This window comes from Algoriphagus terrigena DSM 22685 (assembly GCF_000429445.1).
GTDB lineage: Bacteria > Bacteroidota > Bacteroidia > Cytophagales > Cyclobacteriaceae > Algoriphagus > Algoriphagus terrigena.
Genome location: NZ_AUBW01000005.1, coordinates 268,826 through 293,991, shown reverse-complemented (window position 1 = coordinate 293,991; position 25,166 = coordinate 268,826). Strand labels below are relative to the sequence as shown.

Sequence of the window (25,166 nt, the reverse complement as noted above, 5' to 3'; positions counted from 1 at the left end):
CGCAAGAGTTGGATTTTTTGTTTTTACGAGGATCAGACTTGGGATAACACGAAAAAAGGTCTCCCGCTTTCACAGGAGACCTTTTTTGATTTTGTGTTGGGATTGCTTAGGCTACTACTTTCTCAGCCAAGACCACAATCACATTGTCTTTCACTTCCACTACTCCGCCGTCTACGATCATAGACTGCTTTGCGCCTTCATTGGTGGTAAAGGAAACAGTTCCCTTTGCCAAAGCCGAAACGATCGGAGCGTGATTGTTCAATACCTGAAAAGAGCCGTCCGCGCCTGGAAAACTGGCTTCGGATACTTCTCCCTGGAATATTTTTTTGTCCGGTGTGACGATTTCTAAATGCATATTTTGATTAGTTATTGAGTTATTGGGTGGGAAATTATCAGTTGTTGGAGTCTTTCCTTAACCATTAACTTTTAACCCTTAACCAATTTTACCTCACTTCAGCAAGCATCTTCTCACCCTTGGCAATCGCATCTTCGATGCTACCCACCAAGTTGAAAGCTCCTTCAGGCAGGTGATCCAACGCACCGTCCATGATCATGTTGAAGCCTTTGATGGTGTCTTTGATGTCAACCAATACACCTTTCAAGCCTGTGAACTGCTCTGCTACGTGGAACGGCTGGGAAAGGAAACGCTGTACTCGTCTTGCTCTGTGTACGACTTGCTTATCCTCTTCGGAAAGTTCTTCCATACCGAGGATGGCGATGATATCCTGAAGTTCTTTGTATCGCTGAAGGATCTCTTTCACACGCTGCGCGCATCCGTAGTGCTCTTCGCCCAGGATGTCCGGAGAAAGGATACGGGAAGTAGAATCCAAAGGATCCACCGCAGGGTAGATACCCAATTCGGCAATCTTACGTGACAATACCGTGGTAGCATCCAAGTGAGCGAAAGTCGTCGCAGGAGCCGGGTCAGTCAAGTCATCCGCAGGTACGTAAACGGCCTGAACGGAAGTAATTGAACCGTTTTTCGTTGAAGTAATTCTTTCCTGCATGGTACCCATCTCTGTTGCCAAGGTTGGCTGGTAACCTACTGCAGATGGCATACGTCCCAAAAGTGCGGACACTTCGGAACCTGCCTGGGTGAATCGGAAGATGTTGTCAATAAAGAAAAGAATGTCTTTTCCCTGACCTGTCCCGTCACCGTCTCTATAGTATTCTGCCAAAGTCAAACCAGTCAAGGCCACTCGTGCACGCGCCCCTGGAGGCTCGTTCATCTGACCAAACACGAAGGTTGCTTTGGACTCTTCCAGCTTCTTAAGATCTACTTTGGAAAGATCCCATCCGCCTTCAGTCTCTAAGCTATGGATAAAGTCATCACCGTAGGTCACGATGCCTGACTCGATCATTTCTCTCAAAAGGTCATTTCCCTCACGGGTTCTTTCACCCACACCGGCAAATACAGACAAACCTGAGTAAGCCTTGGCGATGTTGTTGATCAATTCCTGGATCAATACCGTCTTGCCTACACCGGCACCACCGAAAAGACCGATCTTACCACCTTTTGCATAAGGCTCGATCAAGTCGATTACTTTGATACCTGTGAACAGAACTTCGGTAGCAGTAGAAAGATCTTCAAACTTAGGAGCAGATCTGTGGATCGGGAGTCTCTTGCCAGCAGGAACCTGCGGAAGACCATCGATCGCCTGACCTACGACATTGAAAAGACGACCTTTGATCGCTTCACCGGTAGGTACGGAGATAGGCTGACCCAAATCACGCACTTCCATGCCACGAACCATCCCTTCGGAAGCGTCCATTGCAATAGTCCGTACTCTGTCTTCGCCTAGGTGCTGCTGAACTTCCATTACGACTACTTGGCCGTCTTCTTTGGTTACTTCCAACGCGTCAAGGATGTTCGGCAGTTTTCCGCCTTCAAAGGAAACGTCCACTACGGGGCCGATTACCTGTGTTATCTTTCCAATATTTGCCATTTGTAGAGTGAAATGTAAAAAGGATTACGCTTTTTTAATTCGAGCGCAAAATTAAGCAGAAAAGCCTAATCCCAAAGGATATTTGGAAATTTAATCCCAATCACTGTCCACTTTTGAATTGACGGGCATTCAGGTCGCTTATCGGCCGCTTTTTAAGAAAAAGAGGCCAAACCGCACTTCATAACTCCAAACTTCCGTCGGTCTAAAATCAACTCAATTAATTTGGATCGAATCTAAATAAAAGTACTTTTGTGACTTAATTTATATTCGATCTTAATAATGGTAAGAAATCTATTTCTCTTCTTGTTGCTGATCAGCTGGGCTTGCAAAGCTCCGGAATCTACTGAAACCGCGGCGCCTGCCCGGAAAATCATCACCGCAGGTGGCACGATCACCGAGGTGGTGGATGCGCTGGGATTCAGTGATCAGATTATCGCCACAGATATCACATCGACCTACCCTGCTACCATGCAGACCCTTCCTTCTATAGGGTATAGAAACCAGATCAAGGCTGAGGGGATCTTGGCCTTGGGCCCGGATTTGGTTTTGATCGAGGAAAATTACCTGACTCCAGACGTGGTGGATCAGCTGAAGGCTGCGAAGGTCAACATTCAGGTTTTCAAAAAGCCAACCACGGTCGAAGGAACCAAAACCTTGGTGAAGGAAATCGCGACATTTTTTGAAGTGCCGGAAAAGGCAAAAGAAATCAACGCGGCACTCGATGCTGACTTGGCAGAGCTCGATACCTATTTGAAGACACAGGATTCTCGCCCCAAAGCGATCTTTGTTATGGCAAGAGGTCCTGAGACAGTATTCGTCGCAGGTGACAAAACCTTCGCCACCGAGATATTCAAGATGGCAAACCTGGAAGGTACCGCCACAGGATTTGACGAGTTTGCTCCCTTGACTCCCGAGTCGCTCGTGCAGATGAATCCTGAGTATTTGGTGTTTTTCGAGTCAGGAATCCAGAGCCTCGGAGGAAAAGAAGACTTGGTGAAGATCCAGGGAATCGACCAAACCATTGCTTATAAGGAAGGCCACATCGTTGCTTTGGATGGACAGTATCTGTCTGGCTTTGGCCCAAGAGTAGGAAAAGCCGCTTTAGATCTGGCAAAAGCTACCCGTCAATAAATAAATGATCTCCACCTTGTCATATACCAAGACGCAAAGCCAAAACCTGATCCTGCTGGGATTTGGGTTTGTGCTCGGTCTGGTATTGCTGATGTCCCTGTCGATGGGAGCGTTCAGCATTCCATTCCCGCAGACGCTTGCGATCTTGTTTGACCAGGTTGGTATGAGCTTGGGCACCTTTGAGGTGCAACAGGAGAATGTCCTGCTCCAAATCCGGATGCCGCGCGTGCTGATGGCAATCTTGGTGGGCGGAGGACTCGGGATCGCAGGTGCGGCGCTTCAGGGAATGTTCAGAAATCCCTTGGTGGAGCCGGGACTGATCGGTGTCAGCAGCGGAAGTGCGCTTTTTGCCGTGATATTTATGGTGCTAGTCCCCGTGACGGCCAGCTTGGCTTGGATCAAACCGATTGGCCTGCCGCTCTTTGCTTTTGTCGGAGGACTGATCAATGTGCTGGCAGTCTATAAACTTTCAAAATCCCAAGGCAGAACCGATGCCGCCACACTGATCCTGGCCGGTGTCGCCATCAATGCGCTGGCCGGTGCACTGATTGGCCTGGTTTTATTTTTCGCAGATGACTCAGCCCTGAGAAGCTTCACTTTCTGGAGTTTGGGGGATTTGGGTGGAGCGACTTGGAGCAAGATTCCGGTCAGCTTGGTTCTCATTGCCATTCCTTCTGCCTTGCTGCTTTTCAATTCCCGTCAGCTCAACGCGCTTGCTTTGGGAGAGCAGGAAGCTTTCCACATGGGAGTGAATGTACAGGGCGTGAAATTGCAGCTCCTGGTCTTTAGTGCCCTGATCGTCGGAGCGGGCGTTTCTATGGTGGGTATGATCGGCTTTGTCGGTCTGGTTGTCCCGCATTTGATCCGGATTCTCTTCGGTGCAGACCATCGCTTGGTTCTTCCGGGAGCGTTTCTACTGGGCGCGATCTTGCTCAATTTTGCAGATCTCATCGCAAGAATAATTGTCATTCCCGCCGAAATGCCCATCGGGGTCATCACCGCTTTGATCGGCGCGCCGTTTTTCATCTGGCTGATTTTCAACCTGAATAAATCCAAAAAGTAATGCTAAAGGCTTCGAAAGTTCATTTTTGCATCAGACAAAGACCCATCGTCGATGAGGTCAGCTTGGAGTTGAATCCGGGTGAGATCCTCGCCGTCTTGGGACCAAACGGCGCCGGGAAATCGACTTTCTTCAAGATTCTTTCTGGTGAAATCAAGTGCAAGCATGGCGCGATCGGCTATAACGGACACGACATTTATACCCTCAAAAGCCGCGAACTGGCGGAAGTAAGAGCGGTGATGCCGCAGCATACGCAGGTTAATTTTCCCTTTACCGTGCAGGAGGTAGTTGAGCTCGGATTGATCAGTACCAAAGCCAAAGATCCGTCGAAGCTGATCCGCGAGGTGCTGGAAGCGACTAATACGACACATTTGAAAGACCAGGTTTTCAATACCCTTTCCGGAGGAGAAAAGCAGCGCGTGCAGCTCGCCAGGGTCTTGGTGCAAATATGGGAGGCGAAGCCTTTTCCACGTTACTTACTGCTCGACGAGCCGACCTCGAGTCTGGACATTGCGCAGCAGCACGCCGTCCTGAAAATCCTCGAAACACTCAAATCCAGAAATATCGGGATCCTCGTGATCCTGCATGAGCTGAATCTCGCCGCGCAATATGCCGACAAGATCGCCCTGCTCAAAAATGGCATGATCGCCAAAACAGGTACCGTTGAAGATGTCCTCGAAGAGGAAATCTTGGCCCATGTCTTTGATCATCCGATCCATCTGATTCCTAACCCAGCGACTGGCGGAGTATTCGTCTCCTCAGCAGCCAGTTCACATCCAAATATCCAAACATTTAAACAAGCGTAACATGGAAACTATCCAAGAATCCGTACAGTCACTCAAGCAAGCTTGGGAAAACCTAAAAACATCCGAGCCAACCCTTCGCATCCGTGACGCTGCTGCCAAACTGGGAGTGACTGAAGCGGAACTTTTGGCGACCGGGATCGGCGAAAACGTCATCCGACTGACTGAAAACTTCACGGAGCAAGTGGAGGAATTTCCGAAACTGGGACGTGTGATGTCATTGACGAGAAGCGAAGGCTGTGTGTTGGAACACAAGGGCCCTTTTCAAAAGATAGAGATGATCCAAGCGGGGCCGCACAAGATCGCCACCGTGATTGGCCCAATCGAGCAGCGCGTGTTTTTTGCAGGTTGGAAATTTGGATTTGCGGTCACGACCGAAACTCCACGAGGCGCGATGAGAAACCTCCAGTACTTTGACAAGGCAGGTGACGCGATCATGAAGGTCTACTTGCAGGAAAAATCCAATCCTGAAGCTTATGACGAACTGGTAGAGAAATTCACTGCAGCGGTGCAGAGCGCTCAACTGGAATTGGAAGCTTTTCCAACTCCTGAGTATGCTTCCAGAGAAGAGCTGGACTTCGAAGCATTCAGCAAAGACTGGGAAGGCATGAAGGACACGCACGACTTCTTCGGCATGCTCCGCAAATACAAGCTGAACAGATTGGATGCGGTGAAGTGGATCGGTGGCAAATGGGCGCACGAAGTGGATAGACTTTCCGCGAGAAAAGTGGTGGAAACTGCCGCGGAGACAAAGCTTCCAATCATGGTTTTCGCGGGAAACAAAGGAAACATCCAGATCCACCAAGGTAAGGTCCAGACTGTCCGTCAGATGGGCGATTGGCTGAATGTGCTGGATCCTGACTTCAACATGCACTTGAACGAAAATGTAGTAGACAAAGCCTTTGTGGTTCACAAGAACACCGACGACGGTTTGGTGTCCGCTTTGGAGCTTTTCGACAAAGAAGGCGAGATGGTCGCTCAGTTTTTCGGCCTGAGAAAGCCGGGGCTTCCGCAAAAATCCGAGTGGAAAGATTTGGTCGATAGCCTTTAAAAAAACTCCGGCGGAAGTCTTCGGGCTTCCGCCAATTTCAAAAAATTTTATGCTTCAGCGTAGATTTAGTCTTAATAAGTTCACTTTACTCTTTTGCCTGGCTTCCTTTGGACTTTTTTCAGAGGTAGTGGCGCAGACGGTCCTCAAAGGCCGAGTAGTCACTGAAAAGGGAGAGGCTATTCCGCATGCGACAGTTTGGCTGGGAGATGCCAAAGGCGAAGTGGCGGATGAGCAGGGCAACTTCAGTCTCAGTGAACTTCCAAAAGAAGGCAAGTTCAAGATCTCAGCCGTTGGATTTGAGACGGTATCGGCCAGTTGGCCAGCCGGAAAAACACAGGAAACCTTCGTCCTGAAGCAGTCCACCGCAGATCTGGAGACAGTCGTGGTCACCGGAAGTTTCGAACCGCAATCCGCCCGTCAGTCTGTCTATCAGGTGAGGACGATTGGTTCGGAGGTCATCCAAAACCGTGCTCCGAGCACCGTTCAGGAGATCTTGAGCACCGAACTTGGCATCCGCTTTTCGCAGGACAACGCGCTTGGCTCCAGCAATATGGAATTGCTCGGCATGTCCGGACAAAATGTGAAAATCCTGATTGACGGCATTCCGATGGTAGGCCGTCAGGGGACATCCAACGAGATCAACATCAATCAGATCGACATCAACCGCATCGAGCGGGTTGAGATTGTCGAAGGCCCGATGTCAGTCGTCTACGGAGCAGACGCATTGGCTGGCGTAATCAATATCATCACCAAAGCAGACGACGCGCAGAAGCTTTCACTCAAAGCCAGAGTACAGGAGGAAACCGTGGGCAGCGAATACAGCCCGTTTGACGGTGAGGGAAACCACCTCAGAAGTGTCACCGGCGGCTATCGGGTAAAAGGCTGGGACTTTGGAGCCTCCTTTTCGCAGAATAATTTCGGCGGATGGAAAGGCGAAGAAACCGGCAGACAGTTCGAATGGCTGCCCAAGGACCAAAACTTTTTCAACGCGAAAGTCGGCTGGACAGGGAAGACGGTGAATCTGGAATATCAGTTGGATTTCCTGGACGAAACCGTCTTTGCCTATGGGCCGGATGCCCGTCTGGAAGTCTTGGATCAGGAGTTCATAACCAGCCGATGGATGCACAGACTAAGCGGTAAGTGGGCTGCAAAACCTGATTTTGCTCTGACCTGGCAGGGTGCTTACACCGACTATGAGAGAGAAAGCCAGACCTGGGTGACCAACGTGCGGACTGGCGAGCGATATCAGTCGCAGGCTCCGGCCGCCAATTCCACCATCTTCTACACCGGTTTTAGCTGGAGAATGATCGGAGACTGGAAGGTCGACGAGAAGTTTAGATTTCAGCCCGGCATCGACCTCAACACAGAGACTGGTTCCGGTGAACGGATTGAAGACAATGAGGGAATCCAGGATTACGCGGTGTTTCTATCCGGAGAATGGTCACCGGTACCTTCGGTCAAGATCAAACCTGGACTTCGCAAAAGCTGGAATTCGGCTTACGATGCGCCGGGTCTGATTCCATCGCTGAACACCAAGGTTTCGCTCCATGAAAATCTGGACCTGCGACTCGCTTATGCCAACGGTTTCCGGGCACCATCTATCCGGGAACTCTATTTTAACTTCTTTGACGCGAGTCACAGCATCACCGGAAATCCAGATCTGAAAGCTGAAACCTCTAACAGCTTCAACGGCTCGCTGGACTGGAGAGCCAAGGCAAATACGGATTGGGGTATCACGTCCGTGTTGGGAGTGTTTTACAATGATGTGAAAGACAAGATCGCCTATGGGCAAGATCCTAACGATATCCAGGTGACTACGCTCTTCAATGTGGAATACTACCGTACGGCGGGAGTCACGCTCAACCAAACCCATAGCTATAAAAACCTCACCGCCAACGTCGGCTTCTCCTACATCGGCCGCTACAACCAGCTGACCGAAGAGCAAACCGAAGTGCCCGAAATGAGCTGGACTCCTGAAGTAAACACGAATCTGACCTACCGGATTTTGCCTTGGCGAAGCGTAGTCACATTGTTTTATAAGTGGACAGGCGCACTTCCAGGGTATGAGATCGTGGCGGATTCCGGAGGAAATCCTGTCGCCAGCGAGGTCATGCTGGATGGCTATCACTGGATGGACATCACGTTCAAGAAGGATTTTGGCAAGCACCTGTCCGTGAATCTTGGAGCGAGAAATCTCCTTGACGTGAAGCAAATCAGTAGTACTTCCGGCGGCGGAGAAGCACACGGAGGCGGTGCCCAAAGACCCGTGGGCTATGGAAGATCTTACTTCCTGGGCCTTACCTATCAACTAAATAAATAACTATTTCCAAATTTTAACTCTATGAAAAAGTATCGTTTTCTACCCGTCACAGCACTTTTGGCTGGCGTGGTTCTGGTTTCCTCCTGCAGCGATGATCCGGATCCAGTGATCGTACCACCGACAGAATCAGGATTGATTGAAGTGGATGGTGGGGGAGCTACCTATCCAAACACCGTGTTTGTTTCCTTACGCGCTGAAAAACAAACTGCCGTTCCGAGAGCGTCTTGGGATCTTGCGTTCAGCACAGGTTCTGATTTCAAAGTTCTGATCAACGGCACTACCGGCGCGATGGCGTCTGCTACTACAAAGACCGATATCAATGCAGTGGGTACCACAGAGATCGCCGCAGCTGAAGCAAGCGGAGAGCTGATCATGGGATTTACCAACATGGTAGGCATCCTTAAAGTGGATAACGCTGCGAATCCCTTATCCCAGCCAGTGATTGCAGCTGTCAGCGCCACCGATGCTAGCAACGTCGTGTATTTGCTCTCTAGGGGAGCTAGCGCAGCGGAAGCGAGACCTTGGAAAAAGGTCAGAATCATTAGAAAAGGCGACGGATATACACTTCAGCATGCCAATGCAGATGCCACTACCTTCAGCACACTCGACATCACCAAGAACGCGGATGACAACTTTGTGTATGTAAACTTTGAGACCGGAATCGTGGACGTAGAGCCAGCTAAGACCGACTGGGACATCGCTTGGACTGCGGGAACTTCTTCCACTACGTCTCAAGGGACGACCCTGGCATACTTCTACCAAGATTTGGTTTACCACAATATCTATGGGGGGACAAGTGCAGTAGCCGTGTTGGAAGAAACTGTGCCTTACGCTGAATTTGACGAAACCGACGTGCCTACCCTTGCTTTTAACAGCGATAATCGACTTACCATTGGATCCACCTGGAGATTTACGGGCGGCGGACCTCCTCCGTCTCCAACGCCTACCGTCTATGATACGATCTACTATATCGTGAAGGATTCTGACGGAAACGTGTACAAAGTACGATTCCTCTCTCTGACCAAAGACGGTGAAAGAGGCAAGCCAAGCTTCGAATATGAGCTGGTGGAAGCTGGAAATTAATTTTGGATAATTTTTTAGACTGGGTTAAAGGGAGCGCTTCGGCGCTCCTTTTTTTTAGAATATGTTCTGTCAGGTCTTTGAAAAAATATCTAAATCCAGCTTCTGGAGAAGCAGGATAACAACAAAACCAACTTCGGGAGAAGCAGGATAACAAAACCGAACTATTCCAGCAGCCTCGTCGCAAATAGAAAAGCCTTTTTCCAATACGAATTGCTCATGTAATCCTCTGTGACTCCGAGGGACGAGGAAGCATGGATAAAGCGAATATCATCCTTTGCTGCCTCGGTGACTATGCCCGAGTGAGTGACCTGATTTTTCCTTTTCCCAGTGGCAAAAAACAGCAAGTCGCCCGGCTTCACCTGTGTCAGATTGACCTTTTGACCGACTTTGCTTTGATCAGCGGACATTCGTGGCAGGTTGATTCCGATCGAATAGTAGGAGTGAAAGACCAACGCCGAGCAGTCCATTCCTCCTCTGGTCGTTCCTCCATACTTGTAAGGAGTGCCCCGGTAGGATTTAGCAGTTTGAATGACGGTGAAAGCGGGGGAGGCTTCGGACAGCTTCTTTTTGGACTTACAACTCTGAGTGAATACCAATGCAAGAAGGCATAGCATCAAGATCCCGGGTGGCGTTATTCTTTTCTTGTCCAAAGTGAGGTGGTTTAGCAGCTCCAATTTTACCGCATGACTGACAAGGATGCAAGAATTATGCGCTTTTCGGTCGCAGAAACATATTTCTTCAAAAAAGCAAAACCCGCTCATAAAGCGGGTTTTGAAGGGTAAAGTTCAAGTCGTGGTAGTTTAAATCTATTGATAAAGGGCGTTGAAAAGCCACTTGTACGTCCCGTGGGATTGAGCCCGGTAGGTGATCTCCGGGGTAAAAACGAACAATTCTCCTTCGCCGATCGGTGCTTTGAAGGCGACGATTCCGTCTTTCAGGTAGGACTCTCCCCAAGCCCAGCCACTGCGGAGCGGAGCCGCTTTGTCGAACCAAGCCAGAGCTTCCATTCCCTGCAAAGCGGCTTCCGGTTGGAATTTGAACACCATGCTGTTGTTGAACAGGACGTCGGTGTTTTCAGCCATTCCCCAGCTGCTTGGGTTTTTGGTGTCGACTTTCACCTGGAGCACGCTGCCCGGGATGTAGTATTTCTCTCCTGAAAGGCGCACTTCTTTGCCTTCCCGGGTCATCTCGGTCAGCGCATCTTTCACCGGAAGTCCAAGATGGTAGGCCAGCGAAGCACTGCTTCCCACGGCTAGGATTTTCCCGCCTTTTTCCACAAAGCCCTTCAGCTGAGGGATGGACTTGTCGACGGTGATCGATCCCAGCATTCCGTGATATTCAGCCGGAGTGTCGGCTTCCTTCGGCGTGCTTCTGCCATAGCCGCCGTACCCGCCCGTTTCGGGGCCGTAGGACGGGATTCCTCCACTGATGAACAGGATCATGTCGTACTTTTCATTGAGGTTGCCGCCATCAATCTCTTTGGCAAACACAACCTCGAAGTCATAGAAGTTTTGCTCCAAGATCCATCTCACCCAGCCGGATGGCATCGAGCCGCCATAGCTGTCAAACAGCGCGATTCGTTGTTTTTTGACAGGAGTCAGACCGGACGGTTTGCCGGAGGATTTCACCGGGACAGGCGTTGTCTTCAAGATATCCTGAAGTTTTGACTTGGCAGAAGATGGGATAAAGAAGGAGCCTGCCGGAGTTCCAGCCGTCTCTGCCGAAGTTCGGGATACAGTTACGCCAGCTTTCAACAACTGATTGACCAAAGGAAAAGCATCATTCTCCAGAGCGCTGATCAGGTATCCACCTCCTCCAGAAGGAAGGGCTACCGCTGGCATCGGCTCCAACTCACCGTAGACGAGTGTCTCAAAAGGACCTTCGAAACTGTCCAGAATGCGATCGTAGTCCACTCCCATCTGATAGGCAAGCGTCCACCCGGCCGCATCGTAAGGACGGATCGGAGGTCCGCCCGGATACTGGAAGTCGTTCGGATAATCCTGCGGGTCAAACATATCAAGCACGTGCGCGCGGAAGGCTTGATCGGACTTGACGATGTACGATCCCTTCGGATAGGATTTGTCGGCCACGGTAAAATCTGCGGTTGCCTTCTCGATCCGAATGCCGGTTCGGATCAGGGCATTGACATACTTCACGGCGGTGTTGAAGTCTGCCTGATCTGCCGGGATGATGTATCCCTTGGGATCCCGCTTGGCAGGAGCTTGGTAGACGCTGTCGTAAAACTTATCCGGGACGGTGCCTCGGGAGAAAGGATTGCTGCTTTGAGGCTGCGCGGATCTCGATTTGGCGCGCTCGGACTCGTAAGCGGTCTTAATCTCTTCGATCTTTTTAGGAAATGGTGACCAGTAATCGTTCGTTCCCTTGTTGATCGCGCTGACTCCCATGGAGTAGATGTTATAGAGCAAATGGTCCTTGTTTCGCGCAGCATAGTCCAGCAACGCATAGTTGAGAGAGACGGAATAGTCGATAGACTGTCTGAATCTCCAATCTTTTTGAGGAGTGACCGGAAAAGGGGTAGCGCCGGTCGGGAGCAACCTGTCTGGCACGAGCGGAATATCCTCCGGGTTTGGTCCGCCGATGATCTCGGTCAGGATACCAATCATGTTGTGGTAGTGAGTGGTGGTCCGCAAACCTCCATTGTACCAAGTCGAGAAGGAAGAACCGGTCAAGCGGGTAAATCCAGGCTTGTTTTCGGTGATCAGTCGGTTGTACATTGCTGCGCCGACCGCGTCGATTCCGGTGACCATCAGCGGCTCGAAGAGGTAGTTGAAGGGATCTCTGTAGGGAGGTCCTGCCAAAACTGACCCAGCCGGTCCGCGCTGGTGATGGTTGTACATGATCTGGGGGATCCATTCGACAAAAAGCTGATAGCCCATGTTTCGGGATTCCGCTTGGTTTTGGATGTAGAAATCCCGGTTGTTATCGTGCCCGATGTACTTCTGATACAGCACCGGAAGGTTGTCCAGTTTGCGCTTTTCCGGTTCCGGATTTCTCATGTACCAGTTTGACACGATGTTTTGTCCGTCGGGATTGGCGTGAACAAAGAGGATGATGACGTTGTCCAGGATGTTCATCGTCTCCTCGTCTGTTCTACTGGTGAACTGGTAGATGGTCTCGATCAGCTGGTGGATGCCGACCGTCTCGGTGGCGTGGAGGCCGCCGTCAATCCAGACGACAGCTTTTCCGGACTTCGACAGGGCCCGTGCTTCCTGCTCGGTGATGCCTTCGGCCCGCGCCAGCTTGACGGAAGTTTCTTTGAACTGATCCAGATTTTTGTGGTTTTCCGGAGAGGTGACAATGAGCATGTGTTGCTCGTTGTTTTCAGCCGTTTTACCGATGGACACCAGCTTGATCCGGTCGCTTTGCGAAGCTATCTTTTTGAAATATTCCTCCGTTTGATCGAAAGTTGCCAGGTGATAGTCTGTACCCATTGCAAAGCCAAAATGGTCTTTGGGAGAGGTGACTTCCTGGGCCATTGCACCTGATAAGGTGCCGAGCACCATCAGGGCAAAAAGAACTGTTTTTTTGAGCATAAAATAGAGTTTCAGAAAATGGCCGGAGGATCTCCCCCCGACCTATTTGGGTTTTTACTGATTTTTGAACCTTACACCGATCCGGCAGTCGCAGAGCTCTCCACGCGACTCGTCGCAGGAGTTGTTGTCGTACTGTACGATCCGGGTGCCGTCTTCCATGGTTACCACGAACTTAAAGAGGAAGTAGTCATTGACGGCTACCGTTGACAGATTAGTGCCCGTGATGTCCGCAAGCTGCTGAGCGGTAAAGCTGTAGGTTTTAGGAAACGTCGAGACTGTTTCATACAGCTTGTCGGCCGCGGCGATTCTGCTTGGCAGGGGAAATTGGGCGCTGTTTGGGTGAACCTGAGCCAGTGAAAGAACAATCGGATAGACTGGAACATTGTTTTCACGCTTGTTGAAGCTGATGTACACCTCGATTTCCTTGACCGGAGCTCGCCCCTCAGCATCGTAGTAGGACAGTTCCCACTCAAACTTCTGACTGGTTGCATAGGTGGGGTCCTTCATGTTGAAGAAAGACACATTGGCCGATTCGTAGGTAGGCAGTGCGGAGCTCGCAGTATTTACCGTCACGTCTGGCGTCGCGGCATACTGGAACGTTTCGTAGTCATAGTCGACGGTTTTGCAGCCCGCCAACGCGAGCATGCTGAGACCGATGTATAGATATTTGATGCGTTTCATTTGAGTCTTTTTAAAGTAGATGATTATTTTCTCCAGAATACGGGCACAATCTGCTGATCACGCTGAAGCTGCTCCCGGGTCTCTATAACCGTGGTGTTGGAAGTAAGCTCCGTCTCCGAATAGTAGAATCTTTCAGGAAAGACATCCAAAGGAGACACAAGTTCGTCCAAGACAGGCAATCCTGTTCTTCTGTAGTCGTTGTAGGCTTCGACTCCATTTCCATAGAGCGCAATCCACTTTTGCATCATGACCAGTTCGAGTTTTCCCTGCTCATCGGCGGCGGCATACTGCTGAGACAGTCGATCAATAAATCCAAGCCGGGTAGAAGCACTGATAGGAAATGCTGGCGAGAGGGCATTGATCACATCGAATTGGGAAGCAACCGCTTTGTTAAGTAGATCCGCTGCATCTTCGCCTGTATTGAGCGTGAGTGCTGCTTCTGCTCGCGCAAACAACATCATGAAATTGGTGATCAGTGGCTGGACTCCAGCGCCATTGCCGTCTCCATTCGCAAAGAGGGCGATTTTAAATGAGTTGGCGCTTGTGCCAGTCACGGCTCCGGTGTTGTTTAGATAGACTCCGGAGCTGCCAATGGAAGGGATCATTCCATTGTCGTACAGTCCCGCACCCGGATAGATGCCGACAATTGCACGCGTGTTTTGATCGGCTGGAGAAGCTGCGCCGTCGCCAGGATACCGTCCGTAGTAGCCTTCACCGGTTTGGGAGTTGGCCAGCCCTGCCTTTTCATTTAGCCGGAAGATATAGTAGCGCAGACGGGGATCGTCCTGAGCTTTGAGCCGGTCGATCAAGACCATGCTCACGTAGCCGTCTCTGCCTGGCGAGTAGCCACTGGAGTACCAAGGATGGCGTACATCAGGCGCGGTGTTTGTCCCGAACTTGAAGGTGAAGTCATCCGAATTGGCTTGGATGTAGTTGCCTGAGGATAGAATGCTCATGATTCCCTGACGCGCGCCGTCGGGATCAATCGCCTTCATGTTCAGAAACATCTTCAGCTTGATGGAATTGGCCAGTTTTAGCCATTTGGCTTGGGACCCTTGGTAGAAAATGTCAGCTGATGCGGAGATGGCAAATCCTTTTCCCATGTCAGCGATCGCCTCGTCCAGCAGGGCAAAGAGCTGATCGTAGATGACTGATCCTTCATCAAAGGTTGGATTGGGAGCTAAAGCAGCTTCTGAGTAAGGGACATTACCCCAGAGGTCGACCATGATGCTGTAGAGGTAGGCTTTTTGGATCTTGGCGACTGCCACGTAACCCCATTGACCTTGCTCGGTGCCTGCGGCAATGATGGTCTCCAGATCCGGGATAGCCTGGGTATAATAACCCAGCCAAGTGCTCTCGAAGGTGGTGCCGGATTGATCCCAGCGGTTTAGGCTACCGGAGGCGCGGTGTTGCACGACGTTGGACGCACCACGGTTGATCCCGTTGAAGTTGCCGGCAATCGAGAGCTGTGTAGCGGGAAGGAGCAGGTTTAGTTGAGGCGTGGTCGGGTTGTTAGGATCCTGGTTGATATCGATAAATGAATCACAGGAGCTGGCAACTAGCATCAGCAATCCCAAAACCAGTCCAGTATAGTTGATTTTTTTCATGACAGTTGAGGTTTGCGAGGTTAGAAACTGAATCGGATATTGACACCATACCGCTTGGTAGCAGGTACGCCCAAAACGTCCCTTCCGGCGCTGTTGGCACCGCTGGTGCTGATCTCGGGATCGTAGTTCATGGCATCCGGCGTATTTGGTGCTTTGTACCAGAGGTTTCTACCGCTCAATGAGATATAGGCGTTTCCGAAAGGTGTTTTGCTCAACAAAGACGCCGGGACTTGATAGCCCAGGGAGATCTCCCGCAATCTGAAGACGGTACCGTCAAATACCGTCGCTTCGCCAACATAGCCAGCCGTAGTTCCGCTTGGCCCAAAGCCGCTGCTGAAGTAGTAGTCATTGTAGTTTACCGCTGTGTTGTTGGGGATTTTGTTGCCGTCTTCATCCAGCAGCGGAGTTCTTGTGTTGACATCACCCATCACACCCTCGCCGATGCGGAAGGAGTCCCGGTCTTCGGTATCTTTTAGCGTACCGCGCGCATATGTTTCCCCGATCGTGGTGGACAGGATATCGCCACCCTGCTTCCAGTCGAAGAGCACGTCCAACGTGATTCCTCTCCAAGAAAATGTATTGGTCAGGCCGACCATGAAATCCGGATTGGGATTACCGATAGGACCGTTGGTTGCTGCTGTGATCGGCTTGGCTGTGGCTGGGTTGACCAGGATGTTGCCTTCATCGTCTCTGGCGAATCGCGTACCGAAGATCTGTCCGTAAGGCTGTCCTGCAATGTGGATGTTGCCACTATTGCCATAAACTAGCTGGGTGTTGTCACCGATATTTTCCACCATGTTTCGGTTGCGGGTGAAGTTACCGGAGATGCTCCAGTTCAAGCCTCTGTCGGACATCAGCGGATTGGCGGTCAGGCCGATCTCGATTCCTTTGTTGGATGTTTCACCGAGGTTTATGATCCGGGTCAGGTAGCCTGAGGACGGCGGCGAGTCTACCACAAATATCTGGGAAGTACTGCGCTTGTCGTAATAGGTGAAGTCGATGGAGAAGAGGTTTTGCAAAAACTTCAGATCCGTCCCGATTTCGAATTCGGTGATGAATTCGGGCTTCAGCTCGCTGTTTGTTAAGCTGTTGGACAGCGTTTGCGTACTGACGTTGGTGTTGGTCGAGTTGGAGAAAGGAGAATCGATCCCGCCAAAGGTTGCGTTTGCAATGAACACGTTGATCGTTTGGTACGGGCTTGCTTCATTTCCTACCCGGGTGTAGCCAGCCCGGATCGCGCCATGATTGAGGAAGTTACTTTTCAATTTCAGCGCTTCGGTGAAGATCAGGGAGCCGTTCACTCCTCCGTAGAGGTAGCTTCTGTTTTCCGCAGGCAGTGTGGAGGAGATGTCATTTCTTCCCACAAAGTTCAGCGACGCGAAATTCTTGTAATCAAAGGTCAAATCCGCAAAGAAAGCATAGAACCGCTGCTTGATCAGTGCCCGATTGTTTGGGATGCTGGACAGCGTGATGGTAGTCGTATTTCGGATGTCGTTGATTCCCGCGACGATGATGCCATCACCGGAGAAAGCCGACCTTTTGGTCATTCGCTGGTTGATGTTGTTTCCCAAGATCCCGCGCAGGGAGATGTTCTCGCTGAGCTTGAAGTTGGTGGTGATCAATAGCGTGTTGTCAAGCTCCTGACGGTAGATGTGATCGGTGTTGATCGTCCCCGCAGCGTACACTGATGAGCCTTTTCCGAGCACACTTACCCGATCATCGTTGTAGCCGTTTAGCCCAAAGGTGTTTTGGATCGTAATCCATGGGGCGATCTCTTTTCCCAAGACAAAGCTTCCGAAGTAGCGGTCCACATCGCTCGTGGAGGGGCTGTTTTCCACTGACCAATACGGGTTGTCCAAGGCGCGATAATACACGTTGGCCCCGGTTTCCGGATTTTTGTAGGGCAAGCCAGTCAGATCATAGCTGGTTGGCGCAAAGAGCAAGTTGCCCATGACCGATCCACTGCCTCCGATCGGCGGAGTTTGCTGATTGGTCTTCACATAGTTCAAAGTCCCTCTGACAAAGAAGCCGTTGTCCAAGTTGGCATTTCCGCCTGCGGAAAAAGAGGTTCTGGAGATTTCATTTCCGGGTACGACGCCTTGGTTGTCCATTCGGCTGGCCCCTATGTTGATCCCGGTTTTCTCGTTTCCGGTGGTGATGCTTACGCCGTTTTCCAGGAGCTGACCAGTTCTGAAGAAGTCTTTTTGGGCCTGACCGGCATAGGATCTATAGGGGACCTGAACGGGGGTTCTTCCATCGGCTTCATAAAACTCCGGAAAGATGCTGGCTGGGTATGCGCTGGAAGCCAGCGGATGTGGAATAGTTTCTCTCGACGAGTACGGCGAACCGTAGGACCCGTATACACCGGCGCGGTAGTCGCCGTTGGTGCCTTGACCGTAGAGCTGCTGGTATTCCGGCAGACCGGCTACTTCTTCCTGTGAGTAGGAGGAGGTGATGGTTATCTCTGTGCCTTTTCGTCCTTTTTTGGAGCCGCTTTTCGTGGTGATGATGATGGCCCCGTTTGCCGCGCGAGAGCCATAGAGAGCAGATGCTGCCGCGCCTTTCAACACCGTCATGCTCTCGATGTTGTTGGGATCTATATCAAATGCCCTGTTGGAGGTGGACTGATCTGACTGAGTCTGATTGTTTCCAGTGGACCCAAATGTGGAATTGTCAAACGGGATCCCGTCGACCACAAATAGCGGCTGGTTGTTGTTTCCCAGAGAGGAATTGCCGCGTATAGTGATATTGGTGGCACCACCCGCGACACCGCCGGAGCCGGCGACATTCACACCTGCTATCTTACCGGTCAGGGATCTGATGGGATCGGGTTCGTTTTTTTGGCTGAGTCGGTCGGAAGCCAGCGTGGAGACTGAGTAACCCAGATTGTTGGCGTCCCGCTCGATGCCTGCGGCGGTTACGATGATTTCTCCGAGGTTAATGTCACCGCCCAGTTTGATCAAAAGGTTGGTTTGATTGTCCAGGGTGACTTCTTTGGTTTCGTAGCCGATATAGGAGACGACCAGGATATTTTCCTGCGGGCTTACGTCCAGCGTAAAATTCCCGTCCAAGTCAGTTACGGCCCCTTTGGTGGTTCCTTTGATCAGAATGTTTGCTCCTGGGATACCGAGATCCTCCTGGTCCACCACTTTTCCCGTGATAGTCTTGACCTGCGCAAGTGCGGTGTGGGTACACGCGACCAGCAGGAGGAGGAAGAATGTAAGACTTTTCCAGGGTGGAAATTCCACCCAATCTGTAAAAATTCTTTTCATGAATGCTTGAATTAGTTGACTTAGGAAATGAGAAAATCGTATTGAATGGGCGCAGTCCGGCCATTCAAAGGTTATCTGGGGTGATTCTTTGGATTGGATTATCCAGCTTAAACAGGGTCAACTAGGGGCTAAAAGCTTGCGGTTTGAAATTAGAGAATCAAGGTGTCTCGCGCTTTACCTTTCATGTATGTATAAAGCCCATTGATAAAATCAGGAAGAATGGAATTATATTCTGTTTATTTATATATAGCTGATCAAATCAATATTTTATTTCTATTGTGTGGAATAATAGCTCGTAAAGTCATCATATGTTGTGAAAATATTCTTTTTCTATGTTGGTTTAAAAAATCGAACGGATATGCCTTTTTCCAATTAAAATTTGAAAAGTAGGTTTAGCAGATGGTCAAAGTGAGGCTTTTTGTTTCCATTTTTTGAATAAGTGGTTTCCCTGTTTTTTAATGCATAGCTACTTTCAAGAGCCGCCGGATCAATTAACTTTCGAGGGTTTTTGCATCTGCAAACTGGGATGATCCAAACCATTTTTTCTAAATTCAGTACATAAGCCAATGAATCGGATGAGTCGGGAGGAATTTGCCAAGTTGCCTTTGAATAGAAAGATCCATATGCTGTACCTGGAAGCCACTTTTGTGGTAGCGATCCGGTACTACGGGCACAAGGTGAATCTGTATCTGCTGGAAAACGAGTACGTGGAGGTGTTCTACAATCACAAACTCGACAAGATCGACAAGATCGACTTTCTTCCGCGCGATCATAGTCGGATGAAGTTTTACCTCGATCAGATTAAGATCGACTGAGAGTAGCCAGCCTCACCCAATTAGAGACCACTTCCAATCCATATTCGGTTAAGAAAGCTTCAGGATGATACTGAATCCCTAAAATCGGCAAAGACCTGTGGGCGATCCCCATGATCTCTCCGGACTCAGTCTCCAGGATGCATTCCAGATTGTCGGGTAGATTTTGCAATTGGAGTGAGTGATAGCGAGTCACGTTGAAGCTTTCCGGTAAGCTTTCGGTGAAAAAGTGAGGTTTGGTCTTTCTAACCCGGTGGACTTTACCGTGAGTGGGCACAGCATTTTTCACCAGCTCAGCTCCAAAAAACTCGCCAATCGCCTGATGTCCCAGGCAAACCCCAAGTACAGGGATTTTGTCATGATACCTTTCAAAAATAGCTTTCAGATTCCCCGATTTGGAGGGAATGCCCGGACCGGGAGAAAGAATCAGACCTTGAAAGTCGATACTCTCAAGGTCTGTTAGTGTGACGTCATTTCTCAAGATGACCAGTTCCTCTCCGGTTTGCCGGATCAGATCAGCGAGAATATGACTGAACGAATCAAAATTGTCAATCAGCAGCAGCATCCCGGAATCCATCAACGATCTCCTCAATCGTCTTTTGCAGTTCACCCACCTTCGGCACGATGGGTTCGAGTACCCAGATCACCGCCGGAGCCATTGGCTCAATGTATGGGAGAAACTCGCTCTTCGCACTCCAGTCCCTGGGCATTTTCAAATCGAAAAGCCCACAAAGCCACATAAAGAGGCTGATAAAAAAGGCGGTTTTCACAATGCCCAAGATCCCTCCGCCAATGCTGTCCAATCCGCCCAGGAGGATGATGTTCATCATTTTTTTCAAGATCCAGCCTGCAATCCCCACAAGCGCCAGCGTGATGCCGAATACGATCAAAAACGCGATGATCGGAAACGCAAAAGTGAGCTCTTTGAGATGGTTTGCCAAATACTTGCTGACTGGCTCCATGAAGTACACGCCGAGAATAATCGCCAAAACAAAGCCTATGAGACCTACAATGCTGAGCAATAAGCCCTTCTTGTAGCCCTCATAGGCTCCGAGTGCAATCAATATCAAAAGGACAATATCTACCGTTGCCAAGTTAATTGTTCAATAGAGCCTTTACTTTATCTGCAATTGCTTTGCCGTCTGCCTTTCCTGCCAATGCTTTGGTAGCGCCCATTACTTTGCCCATGTCTTTGGGGCCAGTCGCTCCGACAGACGCGATGATTTCCTGGATGGCAGCGGTCAGCTCTTCCTCCGTCATGGCTGCGGGTAGAAACTCCTGGATAACGGACAATTCCGCCAGTTCGACTTCCAGTAGATCGGCTCTGTTTTGTTGCTGGTAGATGTCGGCAGAATCTTTGCGCTGTTTGGCTGCCTTGGTCAAAAGCTTCATTTCTTCGTCTTCGGTCATCTCTCCCTTGAAGCCTTCTTTGGTTTCTTCCAGAAGAATCATCGATTTGATCGCGCGAAGGGCGGTGAGTCGTACCTTATCTCTTGCCATCATTGCGGATTTAATTTCCCCTTCTATTTTCTGCTTTAAAGCCATTAGTCCTAAGTTTGTGTTACCTCGAAAATTTCGAGTAAAAATACCCATTTTTCCCAGCTGATATGACTAAACTAAGTGTAAATATCAACAAGATCGCCACGCTTCGGAATGCCCGTGGAGCGAACAATCCGGATGTTGTCAAAGTTGCGCTGGACTGCGAACGTTTTGGATCCCAAGGGATTACAGTACATCCCCGGTCGGATGAGCGGCACATTCGCTACCAGGATGTCCTGGATTTGGCTCAGGTGGTGACTACAGAATTCAACATCGAGGGCTATCCTGATCAGCGGTTTATGCAGCTGATCCGAGAAGTCAGACCGGCGCAGGCCACCTTGGTTCCTGATCCCCCGGACGCGATTACTTCCAATACCGGTTGGGATACGATCACGCATCAGCACCTCCTTCGCGACATCGTTGACGAGCTCCATGCGATCGGGACGCGGGTTTCTATCTTCATCAATCCCGAGGTAAAATACTTCATGCCTGCCAAGCTCACCGGGACAGATCGGGTGGAACTGTACACCGAACCCTATGCTGCACACTATCATCAAGATCGCAAGAAGGCCGTGGCGCCCTATGTAGAAGTTGCAAAAATTGCCAAAGAACTCGGCCTCGGGCTGAATGCAGGACATGACTTGGATTTGCACAACTTGGCTTTTTTGGCACAAAGTATTCCCCATTTGGAAGAGGTCTCCATCGGCCATGCCTTGGTCTGTGATGCGTTGTATTATGGCTTGGAAAACACGATTCAGATGTACAGGAGGCAGTTGGAGGTTTAGTTTTTGGCCAACAGTCCACGGACGACGGTCAACGGCCCGTTTTAACGAACCGCAATCCCTAAGGCAACTTTTAACCGTTCACTTATGGCTTTCAAATTTGAAGAATTGAGGGTTTGGGAATCGGCGATTAATCTGTCTGCAGAAGTAAGCAGATTGGTAAAATCATTTCCAATAGAAGAAAGGTTTGTACTCAGTTCCCAGATCCAGCGGGCAGCCGATTCGGTGGCGTTAAATATCGCCGAGGGCTCCACTGGCCAGTCAAATGCCGAATTCAAAAAGTTTCTAAGCTATGCAATCCGCTCAGCTATTGAAGTGGTGAGCTGTCTATATCTGGGAAAGAAAAGAATCATTATAAATGAGGAAGATTTTTCCCGATTGTATTCCAGTTATGAAACGTTGATCGTTAAAATCCAAGCATTACGGAACTCATTTTAGACTTTGAAATTTAATTTTATTACTACTCGGCTGTCGTCTGTGGACTATGGACCGTTGACAAAATAAACCATGAAGCTTAACTATAAAAAATCCGGCTCCGGCCCTCCCCTTGTCATCCTCCACGGCCTGTTTGGTTCGCTGGACAATTGGTTTTCTATTGCCAAAGAACTGGTGGAAAATTACACACTCTACCTGGTCGATCAGCGAAACCACGGAGATTCTCCCCATGCTGAGGAGTGGGATTATGCCGTCATGGTAGAGGATTTGAAAGAAATGCTGGACGCGGAAGGGTTGGATAAAATCTACCTGATGGGACACTCCATGGGTGGAAAGACGGTTATGAATTTTGCGCTCAAATATCCGGAGCGGGTTGAGAAACTCATCGTGGCGGACATCGCGCCGAGGTACTATCCGGTGCATCACCAAAGCATCTTGGAAGGATTGAATTCTCTGGATCTGAAAGAAATCAAATCCCGAAAAGAAGCCGACGAGCAATTGGCGCAGTACATCCCAGAATTGGGCGTAAGGCAATTTTTACTCAAAAGCCTGAGCCGGGACAGCGACGGCTTTGTGTGGAAGATCAACCTGCCGGTGATCACCAAAAACATCGAAAATGTGGGAGAGGCGCTTCCCGAAGGCGCTAATTTCGATGGCCCGACCTTGTTTTTGGCGGGAGCCAACTCCAACTACATCCAGCAAAAAGACATGGCGGACATGGAAACGCATTTTCCCAACTACGAGCTGGAGTTTGTAGCCGGCGCAGGCCACTGGCTTCACGCCGAGCAGCCGCATGCGGTAGTGCTCGAGATGAGAAGGTTTTTGGGATGAAATTTGAACTGTTGCAAATTTTGCAACGGTTGAGGCGGAATGTCATTTACGCGATTTTAGCTTTCTTCCTTCAACCGTCAAACTTTTCTGTCCACTGCGACTGATCACCGGAAACTGACACCTACTTTACTTTTTTCCCATGCTTCACCACCAGATCGACATCCTGGAGTAGGTTGATATATCGGAGCACATCTCCCCGCACGGCGATGATATCGGCGTATTTTCCTTCAGAGATAGTGCCGTAATCTTTTTCCACCTTCATCGCCACCGCAGGCCAATAGGTCGCTGCTTTGATCGTCAAGAGCGGATCCATTCCGAAGTGATTGACCCAGACATCGAGCTCATTCCAGGTACTTTGGCTGTGAAATTTCATCGGGATGCCGCTATCCGTACCCACCAGCATCACCACGCCACTTTCTTTGAGTTGCGCAAATTTGCGATCCAAGGTTGGCTTTCTCACCGGAGTCAACTGGAAATAAGACATCCTTCCCGGGAACCGAAGTGAAGCCCGGATATCCCGAATGATCGAATCTGGCAAACCCAAATGCCAGGAAGTGTCGTCCAGCTTCTCTGGATTGTCCCGCACGGATTCATAATTGTAAAGTCCCTCTACAGTCGGCGTCCAGAAGAGTGGACCAAGATTCATCTTGGCAGCACGTTCTTTCAGCAGCAGCATGATGTCCTCGGGATATTCCGGTGCCGAACTTAGCCCGGTGTGCTCAAAATTGTCCACGCCGATCTTGATCCCAACCCGGATTTCGTCGGGACGATGCGAGTGCCCGACCACCATCTTCCCATATTTATGCGCTTCATCCACCACTGCTTGAGCTTCCTCTAATGTCATCTGATCCTGATCGATCAGCTTGATCACGTCCACTCCGGCATCGACCAGTGTTTTTACTTTTGCCCGAGCATCCGCGGCCCCATTTACCCCCCAGCGGAATGCTTCGGTATTTGGATAAGGAGCTTTTTGGATAAAAGGTCCGGATACATAAATCGTCGGTCCCGGAATTTCCCCATTATTGATACGGTTTCGCACGTTGATGCTTGCCTCAAGCGGTGCACCCAAATCTCTGGCACTAGTCACACCAGCCATCAACAACTGATGCGCGGAAGAAGGCATGATGACAGATTCAAACACATCAATATACGTGCTGTCCCAATGGGTATAGTCGCTGTGACCGTTGAGCATCAGATGCACGTGCATGTCCCAAAGTCCCGGAAGTACGCTCATCCCTTCGGTAGAAATAATTTCCGCTCCGGCCGGAACCTCCAAACTGCCGACCTGGCCCACGGCTTTGATCCGTTCCCCTTCAATCAAAATAACTGAGTTCCGAATCGGGGTGCCTCCAAAGCCATCGATCAGCGTGCCGCCGACGAGTGCCTTGGTTTGCTGGGAAAGCGCTTGGGTGGAAAAGAACGCCAAAACTCCGAGAATGGGCAGATAAAGTTTCATGGGGGAAATATTAGGAAGGTGATAAACGTTGAAAAAGATACTGATTTTGGGCTTTAAATTTTAACTTTCGCCCCCAATTCACGATTCCTGAAATGCCCAAAGGAAAGCTCTTCTTAATCCCCAACGTCCTTGCTGACAATACAGCCCATTGGGTGATTTCTCCACAAGTACAGGAAGTCATCGCCCACACGAAAATCTTCCTCGTCGAAAGTCCCCGATCCGCCCGACGTTATATCTCCAGCCTCAAGCTGGGAGTAAATCTGGAGGAAGTCCACATGGAAATCCTGGACAAAGGCACGCCGCCCGAGTTTATCAACCGACTGATGCAGCCGCTGATGAACGGTGCCGATATCGGCGTGATCTCCGAAGCCGGATGTCCGGGAATTGCCGATCCGGGAGCCTTGGCGGTAGCTTATGCCCACCAAAAGGGAATTCAGGTCGTGCCAATCTCCGGACCGAGTTCGATGTTTTTGGCCTTGATGGGCTCGGGTTTCTCAGGCCAATCCTTTGCCTTTCATGGCTATCTGCCTATTGACAAAAAAGAACGGGCTGCTGCATTGCGAAGACTTGAAGCCGAATCGCTGAAAGAAAGACGAAGCCAGATTTTCATGGAAACGCCTTTCCGGAACAATCAAATGCTAGAGGATGCGCTTGCCTCGCTTGCTCCCCAGACCAAGCTTTGCATCGCAAAGAACCTGACTGCGCAAGACGAATTTATCCAGACGAAGACCATCGCCGATTGGAAAAACCATCCGATAGATCTTCACAAAATCCCCACTGTTTTTATCCTACAAAGCTTCTAA

The 25,166-nt window shown here is 50.0% G+C and carries 22 protein-coding genes; 11 read left to right on the top strand and 11 right to left on the bottom strand.

Annotation, left to right across the window (positions count from 1 at the left end; translation table 11 throughout):
* Window positions 1-106: 106 nt before the first annotated feature.
* The gene (gene atpC, locus G459_RS0105530; RefSeq protein WP_026966747.1) at window positions 107-355 is read right to left on the bottom strand and encodes an ATP synthase F1 subunit epsilon; all 249 of its coding nucleotides are present in this window, start codon (window positions 353-355) and stop codon (window positions 107-109) included.
* Window positions 356-443: 88 nt separating this feature from the next.
* Window positions 444-1,946 (bottom strand): F0F1 ATP synthase subunit beta, encoded by a 1,503-nt coding sequence (gene atpD, locus G459_RS0105525; protein ID WP_026966746.1) that lies wholly within the window; start codon window positions 1,944-1,946, stop codon window positions 444-446.
* A gap of 279 nt (window positions 1,947-2,225) precedes the next feature.
* Between atpD and G459_RS0105520 the strand changes: the two genes are divergently transcribed.
* The 6 genes from G459_RS0105520 to G459_RS26910 are packed head-to-tail and all read left to right on the top strand — an operon-like array spanning window position 2,226 to window position 9,394.
* A complete protein-coding gene (locus tag G459_RS0105520) occupies window positions 2,226-3,077 on the top strand; it encodes a heme/hemin ABC transporter substrate-binding protein (RefSeq protein WP_026966745.1) in 852 nt (283 codons plus the stop codon).
* Window positions 3,078-3,081: 4 nt separating this feature from the next.
* The gene (locus G459_RS0105515) at window positions 3,082-4,140 is read left to right on the top strand and encodes a FecCD family ABC transporter permease (RefSeq protein WP_026966744.1); all 1,059 of its coding nucleotides are present in this window, start codon (window positions 3,082-3,084) and stop codon (window positions 4,138-4,140) included.
* Complete coding sequence (locus G459_RS0105510) at window positions 4,140-4,943, top strand: heme ABC transporter ATP-binding protein (RefSeq protein ID WP_026966743.1); 804 nt, start codon at window positions 4,140-4,142, stop codon at window positions 4,941-4,943. Before G459_RS0105515 ends, G459_RS0105510 begins: the two co-directional genes overlap by 1 nt.
* A 1-nt stretch (window position 4,944) precedes the next feature.
* On the top strand, window positions 4,945-5,991 hold the full coding sequence (locus G459_RS0105505; protein ID WP_026966742.1) for a hemin-degrading factor: 1,047 nt from the start codon (window positions 4,945-4,947) through the stop codon (window positions 5,989-5,991).
* 49 nt (window positions 5,992-6,040) lie between these two features.
* Complete coding sequence (locus G459_RS0105500) at window positions 6,041-8,311, top strand: TonB-dependent receptor (RefSeq protein WP_035455201.1); 2,271 nt, start codon at window positions 6,041-6,043, stop codon at window positions 8,309-8,311.
* A 21-nt stretch (window positions 8,312-8,332) separates the two neighbouring features.
* On the top strand, window positions 8,333-9,394 hold the full coding sequence (locus G459_RS26910; RefSeq protein WP_051315083.1) for an HmuY family protein: 1,062 nt from the start codon (window positions 8,333-8,335) through the stop codon (window positions 9,392-9,394).
* A 161-nt stretch (window positions 9,395-9,555) separates the two neighbouring features.
* On the opposite strand, the gene G459_RS0105490 is transcribed toward G459_RS26910, so the two are convergent.
* The 5 genes from G459_RS0105490 to G459_RS0105470 form a co-directional block, all read right to left on the bottom strand.
* Window positions 9,556-10,044 carry a C40 family peptidase gene (locus tag G459_RS0105490; protein ID WP_245588131.1) on the bottom strand — a complete coding sequence of 163 codons (489 nt, stop codon included), beginning with the start codon at window positions 10,042-10,044 and terminating at the stop codon, window positions 9,556-9,558.
* A 156-nt stretch (window positions 10,045-10,200) separates the two neighbouring features.
* Window positions 10,201-12,948, bottom strand: a complete 2,748-nt coding sequence (locus tag G459_RS0105485) for a M14 family metallopeptidase (protein WP_026966739.1) — start codon at window positions 12,946-12,948, stop codon at window positions 10,201-10,203.
* Between the two features lie 54 nt (window positions 12,949-13,002).
* The gene (locus tag G459_RS0105480; RefSeq protein ID WP_026966738.1) at window positions 13,003-13,629 is read right to left on the bottom strand and encodes a hypothetical protein; all 627 of its coding nucleotides are present in this window, start codon (window positions 13,627-13,629) and stop codon (window positions 13,003-13,005) included.
* A 23-nt stretch (window positions 13,630-13,652) separates the two neighbouring features.
* A complete protein-coding gene (locus G459_RS0105475; RefSeq protein WP_026966737.1) occupies window positions 13,653-15,236 on the bottom strand; it encodes a SusD/RagB family nutrient-binding outer membrane lipoprotein in 1,584 nt (527 codons plus the stop codon).
* A 20-nt stretch (window positions 15,237-15,256) separates the two neighbouring features.
* On the bottom strand, window positions 15,257-18,508 hold the full coding sequence (locus tag G459_RS0105470) for a SusC/RagA family TonB-linked outer membrane protein (RefSeq protein ID WP_051315082.1): 3,252 nt from the start codon (window positions 18,506-18,508) through the stop codon (window positions 15,257-15,259).
* 575 nt (window positions 18,509-19,083) lie between these two features.
* Here G459_RS0105470 and G459_RS0105460 point away from each other — a divergent pair.
* Window positions 19,084-19,323: a hypothetical protein gene (locus G459_RS0105460; RefSeq protein ID WP_026966735.1), complete on the top strand. Its 240-nt coding sequence runs from the start codon at window positions 19,084-19,086 to the stop codon at window positions 19,321-19,323.
* Here the strand turns inward: G459_RS0105460 and G459_RS0105455 are convergent.
* Genes G459_RS0105455 through G459_RS0105445 form a run of 3 tightly spaced genes read right to left on the bottom strand, consistent with a single transcriptional unit; the run spans window position 19,310 to window position 20,865 of the window.
* Complete coding sequence (locus G459_RS0105455; protein WP_026966734.1) at window positions 19,310-19,885, bottom strand: anthranilate synthase component II; 576 nt, start codon at window positions 19,883-19,885, stop codon at window positions 19,310-19,312. The two genes, G459_RS0105460 and G459_RS0105455, sit on opposite strands and share 14 nt — an antisense overlap.
* The gene (locus G459_RS0105450) at window positions 19,869-20,414 is read right to left on the bottom strand and encodes a CvpA family protein (protein ID WP_026966733.1); all 546 of its coding nucleotides are present in this window, start codon (window positions 20,412-20,414) and stop codon (window positions 19,869-19,871) included. The genes G459_RS0105455 and G459_RS0105450 overlap by 17 nt, the downstream gene beginning before the upstream one ends.
* Before the next feature lies 1 nt (window position 20,415).
* A complete protein-coding gene (locus G459_RS0105445) occupies window positions 20,416-20,865 on the bottom strand; it encodes a GatB/YqeY domain-containing protein (RefSeq protein WP_026966732.1) in 450 nt (149 codons plus the stop codon).
* Between the two features lie 62 nt (window positions 20,866-20,927).
* Here G459_RS0105445 and G459_RS0105440 point away from each other — a divergent pair, with 62 nt between their 5' ends.
* The 3 genes from G459_RS0105440 to G459_RS0105430 all read left to right on the top strand — a co-directional run bounded on the left by G459_RS0105440 (window position 20,928) and on the right by G459_RS0105430 (window position 22,907).
* Window positions 20,928-21,644: a pyridoxine 5'-phosphate synthase gene (locus G459_RS0105440; protein ID WP_026966731.1), complete on the top strand. Its 717-nt coding sequence runs from the start codon at window positions 20,928-20,930 to the stop codon at window positions 21,642-21,644.
* Between the two features lie 84 nt (window positions 21,645-21,728).
* Window positions 21,729-22,079, top strand: a complete 351-nt coding sequence (locus G459_RS0105435) for a four helix bundle protein (RefSeq protein WP_026966730.1) — start codon at window positions 21,729-21,731, stop codon at window positions 22,077-22,079.
* A gap of 69 nt (window positions 22,080-22,148) precedes the next feature.
* On the top strand, window positions 22,149-22,907 hold the full coding sequence (locus tag G459_RS0105430) for an alpha/beta fold hydrolase (RefSeq protein WP_026966729.1): 759 nt from the start codon (window positions 22,149-22,151) through the stop codon (window positions 22,905-22,907).
* A gap of 121 nt (window positions 22,908-23,028) precedes the next feature.
* Here G459_RS0105430 and G459_RS0105425 read toward each other — a convergent pair whose 3' ends face one another.
* Window positions 23,029-24,363: an amidohydrolase family protein gene (locus G459_RS0105425; protein ID WP_026966728.1), complete on the bottom strand. Its 1,335-nt coding sequence runs from the start codon at window positions 24,361-24,363 to the stop codon at window positions 23,029-23,031.
* A gap of 92 nt (window positions 24,364-24,455) precedes the next feature.
* On the opposite strand from G459_RS0105425, the gene G459_RS0105420 reads away from it, so the two are divergent.
* A complete protein-coding gene (locus tag G459_RS0105420; RefSeq protein ID WP_026966727.1) occupies window positions 24,456-25,166 on the top strand; it encodes an SAM-dependent methyltransferase in 711 nt (236 codons plus the stop codon).